At 68.8% G+C, this 14,911-nt stretch carries 16 protein-coding genes; 5 read left to right on the forward strand and 11 right to left on the reverse strand.

From position 1 onward, the window contains the following. Both MPTA5024_RS43780 and MPTA5024_RS25785 read right to left on the reverse strand, forming a co-directional pair. Nucleotides 1–322, reverse strand: a 322-nt coding sequence (locus MPTA5024_RS43780; protein ID WP_232326631.1) for a hypothetical protein, incomplete at its 3' end; no start/stop codon positions are given. Nucleotides 323–486: 164 nt separating this feature from the next. Next, complete coding sequence (locus tag MPTA5024_RS25785) at nt 487–1,110, reverse strand: hypothetical protein (RefSeq protein WP_051458629.1); 624 nt, start codon at nt 1,108–1,110, stop codon at nt 487–489. A 231-nt stretch (nt 1,111–1,341) separates the two neighbouring features. Between MPTA5024_RS25785 and MPTA5024_RS41305 the strand changes: the two genes are divergently transcribed. Next, nucleotides 1,342–1,500, forward strand: a complete 159-nt coding sequence (locus MPTA5024_RS41305; RefSeq protein WP_157099714.1) for a hypothetical protein — start codon at nt 1,342–1,344, stop codon at nt 1,498–1,500. Nucleotides 1,501–1,769: 269 nt separating this feature from the next. Next, nucleotides 1,770–2,561, forward strand: a complete 792-nt coding sequence (locus MPTA5024_RS25790) for an SAM-dependent methyltransferase (protein WP_036328801.1) — start codon at nt 1,770–1,772, stop codon at nt 2,559–2,561. Nucleotides 2,562–2,597: 36 nt separating this feature from the next. On the opposite strand, the gene MPTA5024_RS25795 is transcribed toward MPTA5024_RS25790, so the two are convergent. Next, nucleotides 2,598–3,185 (reverse strand): Vgb family protein, encoded by a 588-nt coding sequence (locus MPTA5024_RS25795; RefSeq protein ID WP_157099715.1) that lies wholly within the window; start codon nt 3,183–3,185, stop codon nt 2,598–2,600. Nucleotides 3,186–3,333: 148 nt separating this feature from the next. Here MPTA5024_RS25795 and MPTA5024_RS25800 point away from each other — a divergent pair, with 148 nt between their 5' ends. Continuing rightward, on the forward strand, nt 3,334–4,071 hold the full coding sequence (locus tag MPTA5024_RS25800) for a MerR family transcriptional regulator (RefSeq protein WP_036328803.1): 738 nt from the start codon (nt 3,334–3,336) through the stop codon (nt 4,069–4,071). 112 nt (nt 4,072–4,183) lie between these two features. Here the strand turns inward: MPTA5024_RS25800 and MPTA5024_RS25805 are convergent, their stop codons facing one another. The 4 genes from MPTA5024_RS25805 to MPTA5024_RS25820 form a co-directional block, all read right to left on the reverse strand. Next, nucleotides 4,184–4,774 (reverse strand): hypothetical protein, encoded by a 591-nt coding sequence (locus tag MPTA5024_RS25805; protein ID WP_036328805.1) that lies wholly within the window; start codon nt 4,772–4,774, stop codon nt 4,184–4,186. A gap of 176 nt (nt 4,775–4,950) precedes the next feature. After that, nucleotides 4,951–7,866 carry a helix-turn-helix transcriptional regulator gene (locus MPTA5024_RS25810; protein ID WP_084369978.1) on the reverse strand — a complete coding sequence of 972 codons (2,916 nt, stop codon included), beginning with the start codon at nt 7,864–7,866 and terminating at the stop codon, nt 4,951–4,953. Between the two features lie 97 nt (nt 7,867–7,963). Further along, entirely contained in the window at nt 7,964–8,545 is a 582-nt protein-coding gene (locus MPTA5024_RS25815; RefSeq protein WP_036328807.1) for a hypothetical protein, read from the reverse strand. After that, nucleotides 8,527–8,865 carry a PadR family transcriptional regulator gene (locus MPTA5024_RS25820; RefSeq protein WP_036328809.1) on the reverse strand — a complete coding sequence of 113 codons (339 nt, stop codon included), beginning with the start codon at nt 8,863–8,865 and terminating at the stop codon, nt 8,527–8,529. Before MPTA5024_RS25820 ends, MPTA5024_RS25815 begins: the two co-directional genes overlap by 19 nt. Before the next feature lie 87 nt (nt 8,866–8,952). On the opposite strand from MPTA5024_RS25820, the gene MPTA5024_RS25825 reads away from it, so the two are divergent. Next, nucleotides 8,953–9,459, forward strand: coding sequence for a hypothetical protein (locus MPTA5024_RS25825; protein WP_036328811.1), 507 nt, complete (start codon nt 8,953–8,955; stop codon nt 9,457–9,459). Nucleotides 9,460–9,522: 63 nt separating this feature from the next. On the opposite strand, the gene MPTA5024_RS25830 is transcribed toward MPTA5024_RS25825, so the two are convergent. Beyond that, on the reverse strand, nt 9,523–10,416 hold the full coding sequence (locus MPTA5024_RS25830; protein ID WP_084369979.1) for a methyltransferase domain-containing protein: 894 nt from the start codon (nt 10,414–10,416) through the stop codon (nt 9,523–9,525). A 231-nt stretch (nt 10,417–10,647) separates the two neighbouring features. Further along, nucleotides 10,648–11,586, reverse strand: a complete 939-nt coding sequence (locus tag MPTA5024_RS25835) for a GlxA family transcriptional regulator (RefSeq protein ID WP_036328813.1) — start codon at nt 11,584–11,586, stop codon at nt 10,648–10,650. Between the two features lie 295 nt (nt 11,587–11,881). On the opposite strand from MPTA5024_RS25835, the gene MPTA5024_RS25840 reads away from it, so the two are divergent. Further along, nucleotides 11,882–12,310, forward strand: a complete 429-nt coding sequence (locus MPTA5024_RS25840; RefSeq protein WP_036328814.1) for a DUF6010 family protein — start codon at nt 11,882–11,884, stop codon at nt 12,308–12,310. 64 nt (nt 12,311–12,374) lie between these two features. Here MPTA5024_RS25840 and MPTA5024_RS25845 read toward each other — a convergent pair whose 3' ends face one another. Further along, on the reverse strand, nt 12,375–13,379 hold the full coding sequence (locus MPTA5024_RS25845; protein WP_232326632.1) for a hypothetical protein: 1,005 nt from the start codon (nt 13,377–13,379) through the stop codon (nt 12,375–12,377). 120 nt (nt 13,380–13,499) lie between these two features. Continuing rightward, nucleotides 13,500–14,903 (reverse strand): MFS transporter, encoded by a 1,404-nt coding sequence (locus tag MPTA5024_RS25850; RefSeq protein ID WP_051458632.1) that lies wholly within the window; start codon nt 14,901–14,903, stop codon nt 13,500–13,502. Between the last annotated feature and the right edge of the window lie 8 nt (nt 14,904–14,911).

Raw genomic sequence — 14,911 nt, forward strand, 5'->3', positions numbered from 1 at the left:
ACCAGCTTGGAGTTACACCACCCGAGGGGACGTCACCGCCTTCCACGACCTTCACTGCTGTCTCCAGCGTGGCCCACAGTCGATCGAAGCCAGTCGCCGTAGGCAGTTCCCGCCCGAAATGGGCCACTTCCTCGGAGGTCAACTCCGCTGTCGGGCGTTCCAGGATCTCCCCTACCACAGCGACTTGAATGACCAACGCGAGCCCAGGTAGGGAAGCGGCCAGGTCACGGCTTTGATCACCCGCCAGATGCATGCCCGAACAGGCGGAGATCTGCGGTCGCCGATGGGTACTCACGGGCACTCGACCGGCCTTGACCTGCACCCCTGTTTTCCCAGCTCAGCACGGCAAAATCAGTAGCCTATTCCAGTGACAGCGCGGGTTCGATTCCCGTCACCCGCTCCAAATCCAAGGGCCCAGGTCAGGTGATTCTCCCTTGCCCGGGTCGCGATGTACCGCCACCGGTCGGCACGACCATCACAGTGCCGTCAGTCGAACCAGACGATCAAGCGCACGCCTCCGGGCCCGAACCGCAGCGCCAACGCCTGCATCACCCTGAAGACGTGGTCCCACCCGGTGCCAGGTCCCAGTGCGTCCAGCCGGGTCACGAGGCGATACTCAAGCGTCGCTCCAGAAACCTCCCAGCGACCCATCGGAGCCTTGACGGGCGAGGCACCCAACGGCGGCATGCCGTACTCCTCCACGACATCCTTGGGCCACTGGTCATCGACCCGATATCGGCTGATCGACGAGCTATGTCGTGGCTGAACATCGAGCACCCCCCGAGCGGCGGGACGGACAGTCATATCCAGATCACGTAGCTCCGCCCACGTAACCCAGGTACAGCCATGTACGGCGGCGTCGATCCGGACGGAGTCCTCATAGTCGGTACGAACAGGTTCCGACGCGTCGGCAGGTAGACCACGGCGGGCCGCAACCGGGGTCCAGCCGAGCCGGTTACGAACGCCGAAGAGGCAGCCGAACGACTCATAGTCGCGGCCGTCATAAAGCGGGTAGAGGGGCATGGACACCGCCCATGCATCCCAGTCGTACCAGTCCTCGTCAGCGGATGGATGGCGAGCCTCGATGTAGCCGTAGATGTCGGTGCCCACGCCGACAGGTTAGACGTGTTAGGTCGTCAGCCTGCTTGATCACGTCCACGAACGTCTTCTCGGAGGAAAATGACACTCAACCGCCGCCTGACCTTCGTCGTGTACGCCGCGGGGCTGACGGTCATGGCCGGGCCCGCGGTCAGCGCTGGGTGGGGGTATGGCCGGCGGTGTCCGTCGCGGCGGTGGCCTTCGGCGTAAACCGCCGCCGAGCGAGTGAGCAGGTGGCAGTCGGTGGGTGACGCGCTCGCCGCCCTTGGACGACGAACGCTGCCGATCTACGTCATCCACATGCCGCTGCTCGCCCTGCTGCACGGGTTCCTCGTCGGTCCGATGTCCGGGCTGGGTGGCGACGGACGGCGCTCACGGTGGCGGGGTACCCGATTCTGCTGACCGGCGTGGTGATCGACCTGAGCTTGGCGATCCACCGCGGGCTGCTCGCAGTGCGCGCGACGTGGCTGTTCGAAGTTCCCCGATGGTCGCGACCGGCCACGCCACAGCGGACCTGAGCGCGGGTTCGATTCCCGTCACCCGCCGTCATGGGGAAAGCCCGGATGGACCGATGGATCCGGCGCCTGGGCTGGATCACCCCGTCGGGACCAGTCCGATTGAGGCTTATTGCAGGTGCATGGAGGTACCCGCCGTAATTACGCTTGCCGCTCGTGACTGATCAGACGACAAACGAGACGACCGGCGACCAGATGCCCCCGGCGAATCGGGGCAGGCTGACCTTCCACGGGCCGTTGAGTGAGGAGCGGGCCGCGGGGTTCCTCGCGCGCCTGGTGGCGACGGAACCGAAGAGTGTGCTGGACATCGGCTGTGGTTGGGGCGAGTTGAGCCTCCGGTTGCTCGCCGCCGCACCTGGTGCCACAGGCGTCGGCATCGACCTGCTCGCCCGGGACCTGGAGCGTGGGCGGGCCCTTGCGGCCGGTCGCGGTCTGGCCGACCGGATGGAGTACCTGGAGGAGTCCGCCACCGGTACCCAGCGCGGTCCGGCCGACGTGGTGTTGTGCGTGGGCTCCGGGCAGGCGCTCAGCGACGCCCCGGCACCCGACCAGTTCGGTGAGGCGCTGAAGGAACTGCGCAGGCTGGTCAACCCCGGCGGCCGGGTGCTGTACGGCGAGGGCTTCTGGGAGCGCCGGCCGCAGCCGCAGGAACTGGCCAGGATGTGGCCGGGTGCCAAGCACGATGACCACCTTCCACTGGACGGCATGGTCGAAGCGGCGGTGAGCGCCGGGTTCCGGGTGGAGTGGCTGGAAGTCGCCTCCCAGGAAGAGTGGGACCAGTTCGAGGCGGGCTATCTCGCCGACATCGAGGTATGGCTGGCCGCCAACTTCGACCATCCCAAGGCCGCGGAGCTGCGTGCCGACGCCGACCGGCAGCGCGCCTCGTACCTGACCGGTTACCGGGGGATCCTCGGGATGGTCTATCTGACGCTGGTCCCCGTGGCGTAACGGACACGCACGGTCACTCGCCCAGCGTTTCCCCACTCAGCCCCGTTGATTGTGAAAGGCTTCCCCAGCGGCTCGACGGCGGTCGTGGCGCGGAACGTGAAGGCGGCCGATCTTGTCGCTCGCGCCCTCAACGAACCAGATGGTCGTACCGGCGGCCACGGCGATGCCGAGGGGTTCGCCGGCAGGGGTGGGCACCGCGAAGTGCGTCAGCTTCCCTCGCAGCGTGATCCGGCCGACGCAGTTGGCGGCGCGCTCGGTGAACCAGAGGTCGCCGCTCGAGCCCAGGGCGATGTCGAGAGGCAGACTGCCCTCGTCGAGCTGGTACTCGGTGATCCGGCCGCCCGGGGTGATGCGGCCGATTCGGTCGACGGCCCGCTCGGTGAACCACAGGTTCCCGTCCGGACCGGTGGCGATGCCCTCCGGGCGACTGTCGGGGGTGGGGATCAGGACCTCGGCGATGTCGCCGGCGCCGGTGATCCGACCGATCTTGTTGCCGAGGAACTCCGTGAACCACATGGCGCCGTCCGGCCCGGCGGTCACGTCGAGCGGGGCGCTGTCGGGCGTTGGGATGGGGAACTCGGTGAGCATGCCGCCCCTTTGTCGGTTCCTCTGGAAGAGGCCCATAGCGCAGCGGCTGTCCGCCGGCCCGCGCAGCGGACCCGCGACGGATGGTGCCGCCTGACGTCGCGTCAGGTGCAAGCAGGAGAAATGGCCGATGCCGGGTCTTGTACCTGACGTCGCGTCAGGCAATAGCGTCTAATCGGGTGATCACATGGACGAGCGATCGTGGAAGATCGGTGACCTCGCCGCGGCGACGGGCCTCACCGTCCGCGCTCTGCATCATTTCGACCGGATCGGGCTGCTCGTGCCCATGCTGCGCACGCCGGCCGGGCACCGGCTGTACACGGACAGCGACGTCCGCCGGCTGTACCGGATCCTCGCGTTGCGCCAGCTGGGGATGCCGCTGGCCCAGATCGCCGATTCGCTCGACGGGGACCTTCAGGACTTCGACTCGGCCGTACGCGCCCAGCTCGCCCACGTCGAGCGAACCATCGAGACGCATCGGCACCTGCGTACCCGGCTAACGGCCTTGCTCCACGCCACCCTGCGGGCCACCGAGCCGTCCATCGACCAACTCATCGAAGCCATGGAGGCACTGGTGCAGGCGAACGACTTCACGCCCGAGCAACTGGCGCAGGCGAAACAGCGACACCTGGAGCCCGGATTCCCCGACAGGTTCGCCGGATGGCGGCGACAGGGGGCGGAGATCGTCGCCGAGCTCCAGGCCCACATAGACGGGGGAACGGACCCGGCCGATCCCGCCGTACAGGAGTTGGCGCGGCGATGGGCCGCGATGATTCGTGACATGGCGGCCGGAGAACCGGCCATGATGTCGTCGATCTATGCCCGCATCGAGCGAAAAGGGCCCGAGGCCGCCACCCGCGGTGTACTGACCGCGCAGGTCTGGGACTATCTCCAACGGGCGTTCGCGGTTGGCTTCGGCACGTGACTCGCTCCGGCGAGTCCGCTCGCGTGCCCGTTGCGTGCCCGTTCGGGTCCGCACCCTGCCGATACCTCACCGCGCCGCGTCCGCGCGTTCTCTGGTTTGGGGCGCCTACTCATTAGGAGGTTCGTGCAGGGGTCAGCAGCCACCGGGCGAAACAGTTCTCTTCGTCCAACTGGGTGTACCAGCGCACCTTGAACCCGAACGTGGTGTTCGTCGTCGTTATCAGAAGGCCCGGATCGTCCTTGTTCGATGGTCGTCCGTACTCCAGGGGCGCTGGTCCCGGCAGGGCAGGGACCAGTGGTGCCGCGTATGGCCCGGCGCCGTCGCACGCGGCGCTGAACACGGCGAGCTCGCCGCTGCTCACAACGAGCGGATCGCCGACTTCATCGTCGGTGTCCGGGTAGTGGAGAGCCTCGTTCACCACACGCGGATAGTCGGGACCGGACGCCTGCACGACGGCGATGCCGCCGTCCTCGGCCTGGAAGACCTCCATCCAACTGTCATCGCCGACGACTCCGTCCGCGCCGACGAGGACTGCCCGGCCGGTTCCAACCACGATGCCGGTGGCCTCCTGACCGATCTCCACGATGTCGTCGTAGTGGTCGTCACTGAACCCACGCCACGCGCCGCGCAACGAAGCATCGACAGCGAGAAACGGATCACCGTTCGTCCAGAGTCGGCCGACATGCGCCCACGCTTCTCGCATTGATCCATTGTCAGGCTTGTTTCCGATACGTGCCACTGCGGCATCCGCTTGTGCGGGACAGGTCCTGCACCGCCGAGAAGCAGGGTGTCCTTCCGCGGCTCAAGGCTCCTGTTCACATGTCGTCGAACGCGCAACAGTTCATGCCGAGCCGTCGGCAGACGGCCTGGGAGGCGTGGTCAGCCACCCTTGATGAGCTCGGGGCATTCTTCGGCGACGATGCGGGCCAACTCCGTACGGGATGCGATGTTGAGTTTGTTGAACATCCGGCGAAGGTGGGTGGACACCGTGTGCGGCGACAGGAACATCCGCTGGGCGATCTGGCGGTTGGTCATGCCCCTGATGATCAGGCTGGCGACGGCGCGTTCTGTGTCGGTGAGGCTGTCCCAGCCGAAGGCCGGCCGCTGGGATTGGCCCCAGTGGCGGCGCCGCACACCAAGCGCCCGCAGCCGGGCTCGCACCCGGGCCACGTCCCAGAGCGCACCGATGCGCTCGTAGCCGTCGAGCGCCTCATCCAGGCTGTCGATGGCCTTCGCGGTGGCATCGGGGCCGGACGTGGTGGCCAGCAGGACGCCGAGGTCTTCGGCGACCAAGGCGCGTGCCCACGGTTCGGGTTGATCAGCGGCGGCGGCCAGCGCGTCGGGGTCCTGGTGGAAAAGGCCGCGGGCGTGGGCGAACGTGACGGCGAAGACGGGAAAGTCCGGGTTGTTCCGGGCCAGGTACTCGGCCGTGTCAAGGATGGCCCGCGCATACGGACGGTTCGCCGCGGCCAGCGCCAGCCGGGTCATCCAGGCGGCCGTGAGAGGCGTCGTGAGGAGTGTCCAGCGCCGCTTCTCCTCGTCGGTGTAGATGGCGTCGAGTATGTCGACCGCGCGCCCGGGATCACCCTGGGCTTCGGCCACCGCCGCCATCACCCACTTCTCCCACACGGATCCGTACAACATCTCGGGCGCGGCCTGGATGGACTGGAAGCGTTCGATGTGCCGGACCGCGGCGTCGATGTCGCCCTGCCGCAGGGCGATGACAGCGAGTATGGACAGCCCGACGCGGATGAACCCGTGGGTGCCCAGTTCTTCGGCGGTCATGCTCCCGGCCTGGGCCTCGGCGGCGGCGTCGTCAAGTCGGCCGGCGCCCAGATGCAGAACGGAGCGGAACAGCGCGGGTTGTGCGGCGAGCACGGTCAGTCCGAGGTCGTTGATCTCCTCCTCGGCGGCCCGGATGGCGATGTCGGCCGCGTCGAACTCGCGCATGGCCCTGTAGTAGAGGCTCAGTATCAAGCGCGTATACGGGCGCTGGATGGCTTCGGCGGTGCCGCGGTCGGTGATGCGCAGGGCCTCGCAAAGGTGAGTGAACGAGTCGGCGATCCGCCCATCGACCATGGCGAACTGAGCGAGCAGCAGGAGTGCTCCGACGACCGCGGCATCGGCGTGCCGCTCGCGATCGGCCAGAACGGCTTCCGCCTGCCGCCGTCCTTTCCGGAAGTCGTTCAGACAGGTAAGCCCCCAGAACATCGTCCATTCGGCGATGCCGCGAAGGTCATCGGGCAGGTCCTTGCGGGCGAGCAGGTTTTCGGCCTCGGTTATCGCATCCGCCGGTCGGCCGCTCAACAGCAGGATGTGCGCCAGCGCGCATCGCAGGCGAGGGGCGTGGAGGGGCGGGGCCCTGCCGAGGGCGGAACGGGCGAGATCGGCCGCCTCGGACAGCCGTCCGATGACCGTCAGGGCGTCGACCGCTGTGGCGGCGCGACCGAACCAGTCAGGGTCGGCGGAGTCGCTGAGTTCGAGCGCCCGCAGGGCGAGGTCGACGGCGGTCTGCGGTGAGGACCGCAGCACCTCGCGCGCCGCGCGGTCGAGTCCGAGCAGCGCGGAGGTATCACCGCGACCGGCGCTGTGAATGAGGTGTGCGGCGGCGGGAACAGCCGACCCGCCACGTTTGAGCAGCATCTTTCCCGCGTCGTGGTGCAAGGCCCGGCGTACGGAGTCGGGGATGGTCCCGATCACCGCCTGCCACAGCAGATCGTGCCGGAAGGACAGTTCAGTTCCGGCAGGTTCGATGATGCCCGCCGACATCGCCTCCTCCAGCATCGGCAACAGACCATTGGTCGATTCGCCGAGCATTTCGGCCAGATCCTTCACCGAGAACGAACGGCCGAGGATTCCGGCGCACTGAAGCAGGTACCTGGTCCGTGCGGACAACCCCTCAAGGCGTTCCTGCATGATCGCCTGGGCGTGCGGCGGGGACGCCGCCATCCGCGCGTGACCGTCGGCGATCTGGAAGACGCCCTCTTTTTGGAACTTCTCAAGAAGATCGACGAGCAGGAAGGGATTGCCGTCGACTATGCCGGCCAAGGCCAGCACGTCCGGCTCGGGCTTGGCCCCGAGGACGTCGGTGATGACGTCCGCCACAGCTCGCCGGTCCAGCGCCCCCAGCGTGATCCGGATCGCGCCATCACGTTCCAGCAGGTCGAACAGACGGTTGAGGCGGGGACAGTCGCCGCTGCCGGTCGTACGGGTCAGCATCCAGACGAGTGGATAGGAGGCGAGATCTCTGGTCATCGACCGCAGCGCCAGCAGAGTCATCGGATCAGCCCAGTGCAGGTCGTCCAGCGCGAGGAGCATCGGTTCCTGAGCCACCCGCTGCTCCAACTGGCTTTGCAGGTGTTCCACCAGCAGCAGCCGTTGATCGGCCTGACCGCAGACGTTCATGTGCGCGAGCGCGGGAAGCGCACGGCCCGGTTCTCCGAGCGCCGATGTCAACGGGGCGAGTGGTATCAGCTGGGTCAGTTCGTCCGCCGTGCCCTGAGCGACCCCTAACCCCGCCCTCGCCGCCGCGGTGGTGGTGATGCCGAGCATGCGGCTCTTCCCGACGCCCGACCGGCCCTCGACCAGTAAGACCGCACCCCGGCCTACCTTGGCCGCCTGCAGCAATCCGACGACAAGCGTCCACTCCCGGGCCCGACCACGCCAACCAGGCCATGATGATCGACCGAAATCGGACCTATCATCAGTTTCATCTTCAACATTGGCCGAATGCCCCATAAATCCATAAATCACCCACGGGTCGGATCGTGTCAAGTGCGGATCGGACGAGCACATGCGGCCTGGCCGAGCTGTCCGGCAACAGGCAGCGGCGTCACGAAGGCGGCTGGTCGGGGAGTCGCAGCCGGGATGCCGAACGCCGGCATCGGGACCCTCAGGGATGTGTGACCAGTTCGGGTATGGCTTGCGCCGCCAGCATGATCCTCGCGGAGCTCCCGATCAGGGCCACGAGCAGCAGCGGGGAGGGCGGTGGCAGAAGGGTGAGCACCGTGCCCAGTATCACCGTGTCCAGGACGGCGACGGTTCCTGTAGCGCCAAGGGCGGCCAGCCGTACCGTGGTATACCGCCGCCGCTCCCGAACGGCGAGCACCAGCAGGAGCACAGCCGACCCCAGCAGGAATCCGAAGGTCAGACGCGATGGCACGGGGATCGTCGAGGCCCAGGCGTCGCCGGTGAGGAGAACCGCTCCCCAGCTCAGTCCGACGATCGGCCCGGCTACGAGCAGCCGGAACGCCGCCTGCCGGCCAGGAGAGGCGCGGACGAAGGCGGCCGTGACGGTGTCGGCGTCGCCGAAGTCCGCGATCGCGGCCCGGGCCGCCGCATCCGGATCGCCGAGGCGCTCCATCTGGTCGTCGTACGACGCGAGGAGACCGTCGGCGAGTTCATCGACCATGGGGGCGGGGAGCCGCTCGGCGAGCGCCTGAAGGTGACGTTCGATCAGTTCGTGGCGGGCCATGGTCCACCACCCAGCGCCGCGGATATCACGGCGGCGAATTCCTGCCAGTGGTCGCGCGCTCCCGCCAGGGAGCGCCGCCCCTTCTCGGTCAGCTCATAGGTGCGCCGTCTGCGACCGCCCACGACCGACCAGCTTCCCTTGATCAGTCCCGCCTGCTCCAGCCGGTGAAGTGCCGGGTAGACGGTGCCGGTGGGCAGGTCGATCTTGCCGTCCGTGGCGTCACGCAGAGCTTCCTTCACGGCGTAGCCGTGCTGCGGTCCGTCCTCCAAAGCGGCGAGGAGGAGGCCGTCGAGATGTCCTTTGAGTGCTTCCGCCCTCATAGGTAGCAACGCTACACCGGCTCTTTCCATCGGCCAAGGCCCGGAGTAGCGTCGCTATAGGTAGCAATCCTACGTATAGGAGATGCGATGGACGTCATCGACATCGCGGGCACTCCCGTCCCCGACGCCGGACCTGTCTTCCTCACCGCGCTCGCGGTCCACGTCATCGCGGGGATCACGTGTGTGATCTGCGGTGCGATGGCGGCGGTGACGCGAAAGGGGGGCCCACGACACCTGCGATTCGGACGCGTCTACCTGTGGGGACTGGTCGTGGTCTACGGCACGCTGACCGTCATGTCGGTGATCCGCTGGCGAGAAAGCGCCCACCTGTTCGCCGTCGGCACCCTGGCGATCGTCACCGCGCTGACGGGGTACGCCAGTCGGCGGCAGCGACCTGAGGTCCACATCGTGGGAATGGGCACGTCCTATGTCCTGCTCCTGACCGGCTTCTACGTCGACAACGGCCCGCATCTACCGCTCTGGGACAGGCTCCCGGCCATCGCCTACTGGCTGCTGCCGGCTCTGATCGGCTTCCCCCTGATGGCACGCGCCGTCGCCCGCAGACGCCACCCGAGCGCGTCAGCCCGAACGTGACACTCGGCCACAGCCGCATACCTTGCCCGCTGTGGGCGGGCCGGGCAACGCCTGAATCCGCACCTAACCGCGCACCGGCGGGCGCTCGGCCGGACGGCGTCCCCAGGCCGAGATCAGCGGCGCGAGTGTCAGGTCGAGTTCGCCCGCGTGGATGGCGGCCAGGTGCGCGTCGATCTCGGCGTCGTCGGCCAGGCCGGCCGCGAGCAGTTCGCCGCGCACGTGCTGTATGGTCGCCGCCTCCAGCCGGTCGCAGGCCGGCCCGCCGACCGGGAAAGCGCCCGCCGCGGCGACATCCACCAAGCCGGCCTCACGCAATGCCCGCGGCAGTGTCCGGCCGTAGCGCAGGTCCGCGCCGCGGCGCGTCAGCAGTTCCCGGACCGCGTCGCGCAGCCGGTTGGCCCGCCGCTGCGCCGGGCCGCTGTCGTCCAGGCATGCCAGTGGCTGCAGAGCGGTATCGGCGTCCTCGACCAGCAGCCAGCCGCCGGGCCGCAGCGCCGCCGCCATCGCGGCCAACGCCCGAGCCCGGTCGGGTACATGGATCAGTACGAGCCGGGCGTGCACCAGATCGAACGTCCCCGGCTCCGGGGGCGGATCAGCGGCGACGTCGTGCCGGCGCACCTCGTACCCGCCGCCTGCCTCCAGCCACGACGGGTCGATGTCCGTGGCCAGCACGTACCCGGTCGGACCGACGGCCGCCGCGAGCGCCTCCGGGATGCTGCGGCCACCGGCTCCCACCTCCCAGCAGCGCGAGCCGACCCCGACCCCCAGTCGATCGAAGTGCCCCCGCGTCACACCGTCGAACAGCTCGGCCAGCCAGACGAATCGCTCGCCCGCCTCGGCGCGCGCGTTGTCCAGCAGGTACCCGCGTGCGGGAGCGGGCTCTCCACCGAGCGCGGTGGTCCCGCCTGCCGGATCGGGTTGGCCGCTGACGTGCGGCGGGCGGGGCGAGGAGGTCATCACTCCATGGTCACCTCCTCAGACCGCCATCGCCATGATGACGGGAGAGGGATATCTCACACAGCCGGCGGCCCCGCACGTCCTGCGGCACGGTTCTGCACCGTGACGTTCCGGAAGGGGTACATGTGATCGGCCTCCGCAGCCAGGACGCCATGGGGAAAGTCGTCATCCCCGCGGTCGTTCGGGCGACGGCTGGCATGCCACGGGGCCCTCATGGCGGCCGGCGAGGCTCTAACTGAAACTGCTCCGGTAGGCGTGGGGGCTGACGCCGACGACGCGTTTGAATCGGTCGCGGAAGGCGGTGAGCGAGCCGAAGCCGGCCTGGGCCGCGATGCGTTCCATCGAATGGTGGGTGGTCTCCAACAGGTGCTGGGCCTGACGGACACGGGCCCGGTGGAGCCACTGCAACGGTGTGGTGCCCGTTTGCTCGCGGAAGCGCCGTATCAGGGTGCGGGTGCTCATTCCGGCTTGAACGGCGATGTCCGCGAGGGTGAGATCCCGGGCGAGATTGTCCTCGATCCAGAGCAAGAGAGGCTCGATGGCCGAACCGCGTGGGGTGGGCGGGTACTGCTGCACGATGAACTGGGCCTGGCCGCCCTCGCGTTCCAGCGGCATGACGGACAGTCGTGCGGCGTCGGCGGCGACGGCGGAGCCGTAATCCCGGCGGATCATGTGCAGGCACAGATCCAGGCCCGCCGCGGCACCGGCCGAGGTGAGGATCTGCCCGTTGTCGACGTAGAGCACGTCCGGGTCGACCTCGATGTCGGGGTAGGCGGCGGCGAGCTGAGCGGTGGCCCGCCAATGGGTGGTGACGCGCAGCCCGCCGAGCAGTCCGGCGGCGGCGAGGATGAAGGTGCCGGTGCAGATGGAGGCGATCCGGGTGCCGTCGGCGGCGGCCCTGGAGAGCGCGTCACGGACGGCCGGCGGCAGAGGCTGGGCCGGATCGGCGGTGCCGGGCACGATGACCGTGTCCGCATCGGCGAGTGCGTCCAGTCTCCACGGAGCGCGCAGGGTGAAGTGGCCGGCGTCCACGTCAGGTCGCTCAGAGCAGACCCGCACCCGGTAACCGGGGCGGCCGTCGGGCAGCCGGGTGCGGGTGAACACTTCGATCGGGGTGGACAGGTCGAAGGGGATCACCTGATCCAGCACGAGGACGACGACGGTGTGCATGGCGACAACCTATGCCTGCACCGAGTTCTCGCCAAAGGCTCCTTGCTGCTGTTCGTCGGCTGACTGAGCGCGAGTAGCCGTTGGCGATATTCCGTTGGACATTGTCATTCCAGCTACTAGGAGCCAGGAGACGCCGCTGGTTAGCCTCGACCGCGTCCCGACGCCTCTCGACGAGAACGGACACCTTCATGATCGACCGACTCGATGTCATCACCGCCTTTGAGCTCCCCTACGCGGATGCCACCGCGAACACCTTCGCCGCGCCGGGCGGCCGTCGGCAGGAGGGACCCCGACGATGAACGTCGTCGTACCGATCATGATCGGTGTCGGGTACGTGTGCCTGATGTCCCTGATCCGCGAACCGTACCGGCGGAAGTTTAACGCGATCATGGTGGCCGGAGCCGGGGCCGCCTACCTGAGTGGCGGCGGTTTCGGCCCGTGGGAGTTCGCCTTCACGGCCGTCATGACCTATTGCGCCTACCGGGGCCTGGAGTCGTGGACATTCGTCGGCATCGGGTGGCTGCTGCACACCGGCTGGGATCTGTTGCACCACCTGCACGGCACCCCGATCATCCCGTTCGCGGACGGATCCTCCCTCGGATGCGCGATCTGCGATCCCGTGATCGCGCTGTGGTGCTTCTCGGGCGGCCCCTCGGTCACCGGCCTGCTCCGCGGGCGTCTCGGCCGGTCCCGCGTCGAACAGCCCACGACACCGCCGCCCTGACCGTCCAGGCGCTCGTCTCCACGATCCCCTCGCGGGCGCCGATGTGAAACTCCGCTCGGCGCGATCAGGTCGCGGCCAGCGGTACCCCGATCTGGATGTCGAAGTACGCCACCAGGTCGTCTCCCCCGGCAATTCCCCGGCGCGCGTCGATGATCACGACGGTTCCGGCCACGATGCCGGCGAAGCCGGTGCCGGATCGCCGGGACTGCTCGATGCGCTCGGTGACCGGACGGCGGACCGCCTCGGTGAGAAAGGTGAGGCCGTGCGGGAACTCCTCGCTGAGCGGGTGTCGTTGCCGCCCCGACTCGATCCGGCTGCCGATGCCGAACTGGGCCGAGACGATCTGGTCACCACGGAGGGCGACGCGGAAGTAGCCGTTCGACTGGGGGCGGTCGCAGCTCTGCTGGGGTGGATAGAAGCAGTCGTAACCGCCGGCCAGGAGATCGTCGACAGCGGAGCTCATCGCGGTCGCGTAGTGCTCGGAGCCGAACGGCCAGCGCCGCACGGACGTGTCCTGGGCGGTGACGACCAGTCCGTTGTGCCCGTCGTAGCTGTAGTCCGCGTGTGCGTCCCGCCACGCCGCCCGCGGGATGTCGTCACCTCGCCGCGTCGTACGCGTCTCGAGATCGCGATCGAAGTCGCCGACCTCCTGCCGTACGCGATCACCGGCGCCGGGCCAGATCGCGGTGAGCGCCGGCGCCGCGGCCGCGGCAACCTGATCGTCCTTCTGGTTCGCCTGACTGGGCGGGAACCACCCCCAGGCGAGCCGGTCGTCGTGGTCGAGCAGGAACTGCGCCACCTGCGGGGAGACCGCGTCCGTCTCGTCGCGACGACCGATCCGGCACCACAGGGCACGACCGTCCGCGTTGGCGCGGACCTGCGCGCAGAACCATCCGGCCTCCCTCAACGGCCGAGTGAGAGCCCCTGCCACACCGTCGGTCGGGGCCGGTCCGGCCTGCGAGTTCTCACCCGCCGCGTCATGGTCGTACACGCCGGCGGGCGGCAGCGACGGCGGCCCGTCCGATCCGGTGCAGCCCGTCAGCGCGAGCGGGCCGAGGCACGTGATCATTAAGGCCATGACAAGCGCTCGACAGACCGGCCGACGCCGGCGTACGGATGCGGAGACTGGACGGGACACGGAGATCATCGAAGCCGCTCCCCTCCACGTCGGCAACTTCGGCCGGATGGGTCATCCCGCTCCACCGGGGGTGGTCGACGGACGGGCGGCCCGCGCGACGACGAAGAGGAACAGTCCGCAGCCCGCGACCAGGAGCCATCCGGGACGGGACGCACTGGCCAGCTCTGCTGGGCCGGCCCCGGCGACGACGCCACCCGCGAGGGCGATGCCGATGGCGGACCCGACCTGACGTGCGGTGGAGGTGATCGCTCCCGCGACGCCGGCACGGGCCTGGGGCAGGCCGCTCACCGCGGTGTTGGTGATCGGGGCGTTGGCGAAGCCGAACCCGATGCCGATGAGCAGGTAGGCCAGCAGGAGGTGCGGTGTGCTCGTGTCGGGACGCAGGTCGGCCAGGCTGAGCCCACCGACCGTGATGAACGCGCCCGCGAGCAGGAGCGGTCGTCGAGCCCCGAAGCGGGCTACCAGGGTGCCCGACAGCGGTGCGCACACCGTCGCCCCGAGCGCCATCGGCAGGGTCGCGATCCCCGCGGTGAGCGCGGTCCATCCCTGCGTGTGCTGCAGATACAGGGTGTTGAGCAGCAGACCGAGGCTCAAGGCGGCGAACAAGGCCACCGCGCCCAGGACCGCGGTGGTGAAGGCCGGCCGCCGGAACAGCGCGAGGTCCATCAACGGTTCGGGACGGCGCCGTTCGACGGCGGCGAAACCCACGGCGCCCGCGGCGACGATCAGGTATCCGGCCCAGGCGAGGGGCGTGGCCCAGCCGATGTGCGGGCCTTCGATGAGGACAGCGACCGAGACGCACACGACGACGGTGAGGAGAATCTGGCCGGGCGCGTCGAGCCGCCGGACCCGAGGCGCGCGGGACTCCGGCACGAACACCGCGCTCAGGACCAGTGCGGCGACGACGACCGGGGCGTTGATCCAGAACACCGACCTCCAGCCGAACGCCGCGATGAGCGCGCCGCCCGTGACCGGTCCGGCGGCCATGCTGAGCCCGAAGACCGACCCCCAGATCCCGATCGCCTGCGCCCGCTCCCGCGGATCGGGCATCGCGTTCACCACGATGGCCAGAGCCACGGGGCTGAGCATCGAAGCCCCGATTCCCTGGACGGCGCGGGCCGTGACGAGCATGCCCGGCGACGGGGCCAGCGCGCACGCCAGGGACGCGGCCCCGAACACGACCAGCCCGCACCGGAACACACGACGCCGTCCGAAGCGATCCGCCAGCGCACCCGAGGAGATCAGCAGACTGGCCATGACCACCGTGTAGGCGTCCACGACCCATTCCAGGCTGCGGGTGTCCACACCCAGCCCACGCCCGATGGCCGGCAGTCCCACGTTGACGATCGTGGTGTCCAGCCCGACCAGGAACATGCTCAGCGCGCAGATCGCCAGCACCGCCCACCGCCGGCGCGCACTCGACGTGGGGTGAACAGCAAGGAATGTCGTGGCCACGGGGAAGC

Source organism: Microbispora sp. ATCC PTA-5024, assembly GCF_000511135.2.
Classification (GTDB): domain Bacteria; phylum Actinomycetota; class Actinomycetes; order Streptosporangiales; family Streptosporangiaceae; genus Microbispora; species Microbispora corallina.

Excerpts from the sequence above, each read along its gene's own strand:
- MPTA5024_RS25795 (WP_157099715.1), bottom strand. The coding sequence starts at position 3,185 with ATGGGCCTCTTCCAGAGGAACCGACAAAGGGGCGGCATGCTCACCGAG.
- MPTA5024_RS25800 (WP_036328803.1), top strand. The coding sequence starts at position 3,334 with ATGGACGAGCGATCGTGGAAGATCGGTGACCTCGCCGCGGCGACGGGC.
- MPTA5024_RS25805 (WP_036328805.1), bottom strand. The coding sequence starts at position 4,774 with ATGCGAGAAGCGTGGGCGCATGTCGGCCGACTCTGGACGAACGGTGAT.
- MPTA5024_RS25810 (WP_084369978.1), bottom strand. The coding sequence starts at position 7,866 with ATGTGCTCGTCCGATCCGCACTTGACACGATCCGACCCGTGGGTGATT.
- MPTA5024_RS25815 (WP_036328807.1), bottom strand. The coding sequence starts at position 8,545 with ATGGCCCGCCACGAACTGATCGAACGTCACCTTCAGGCGCTCGCCGAG.
- MPTA5024_RS25820 (WP_036328809.1), bottom strand. The coding sequence starts at position 8,865 with ATGAGGGCGGAAGCACTCAAAGGACATCTCGACGGCCTCCTCCTCGCC.
- MPTA5024_RS25825 (WP_036328811.1), top strand. The coding sequence starts at position 8,953 with ATGGACGTCATCGACATCGCGGGCACTCCCGTCCCCGACGCCGGACCT.
- MPTA5024_RS25830 (WP_084369979.1), bottom strand. The coding sequence starts at position 10,416 with ATGACCTCCTCGCCCCGCCCGCCGCACGTCAGCGGCCAACCCGATCCG.
- MPTA5024_RS25835 (WP_036328813.1), bottom strand. The coding sequence starts at position 11,586 with ATGCACACCGTCGTCGTCCTCGTGCTGGATCAGGTGATCCCCTTCGAC.
- MPTA5024_RS25840 (WP_036328814.1), top strand. The coding sequence starts at position 11,882 with ATGAACGTCGTCGTACCGATCATGATCGGTGTCGGGTACGTGTGCCTG.
- MPTA5024_RS25845 (WP_232326632.1), bottom strand. The coding sequence starts at position 13,379 with ATGATCACGTGCCTCGGCCCGCTCGCGCTGACGGGCTGCACCGGATCG.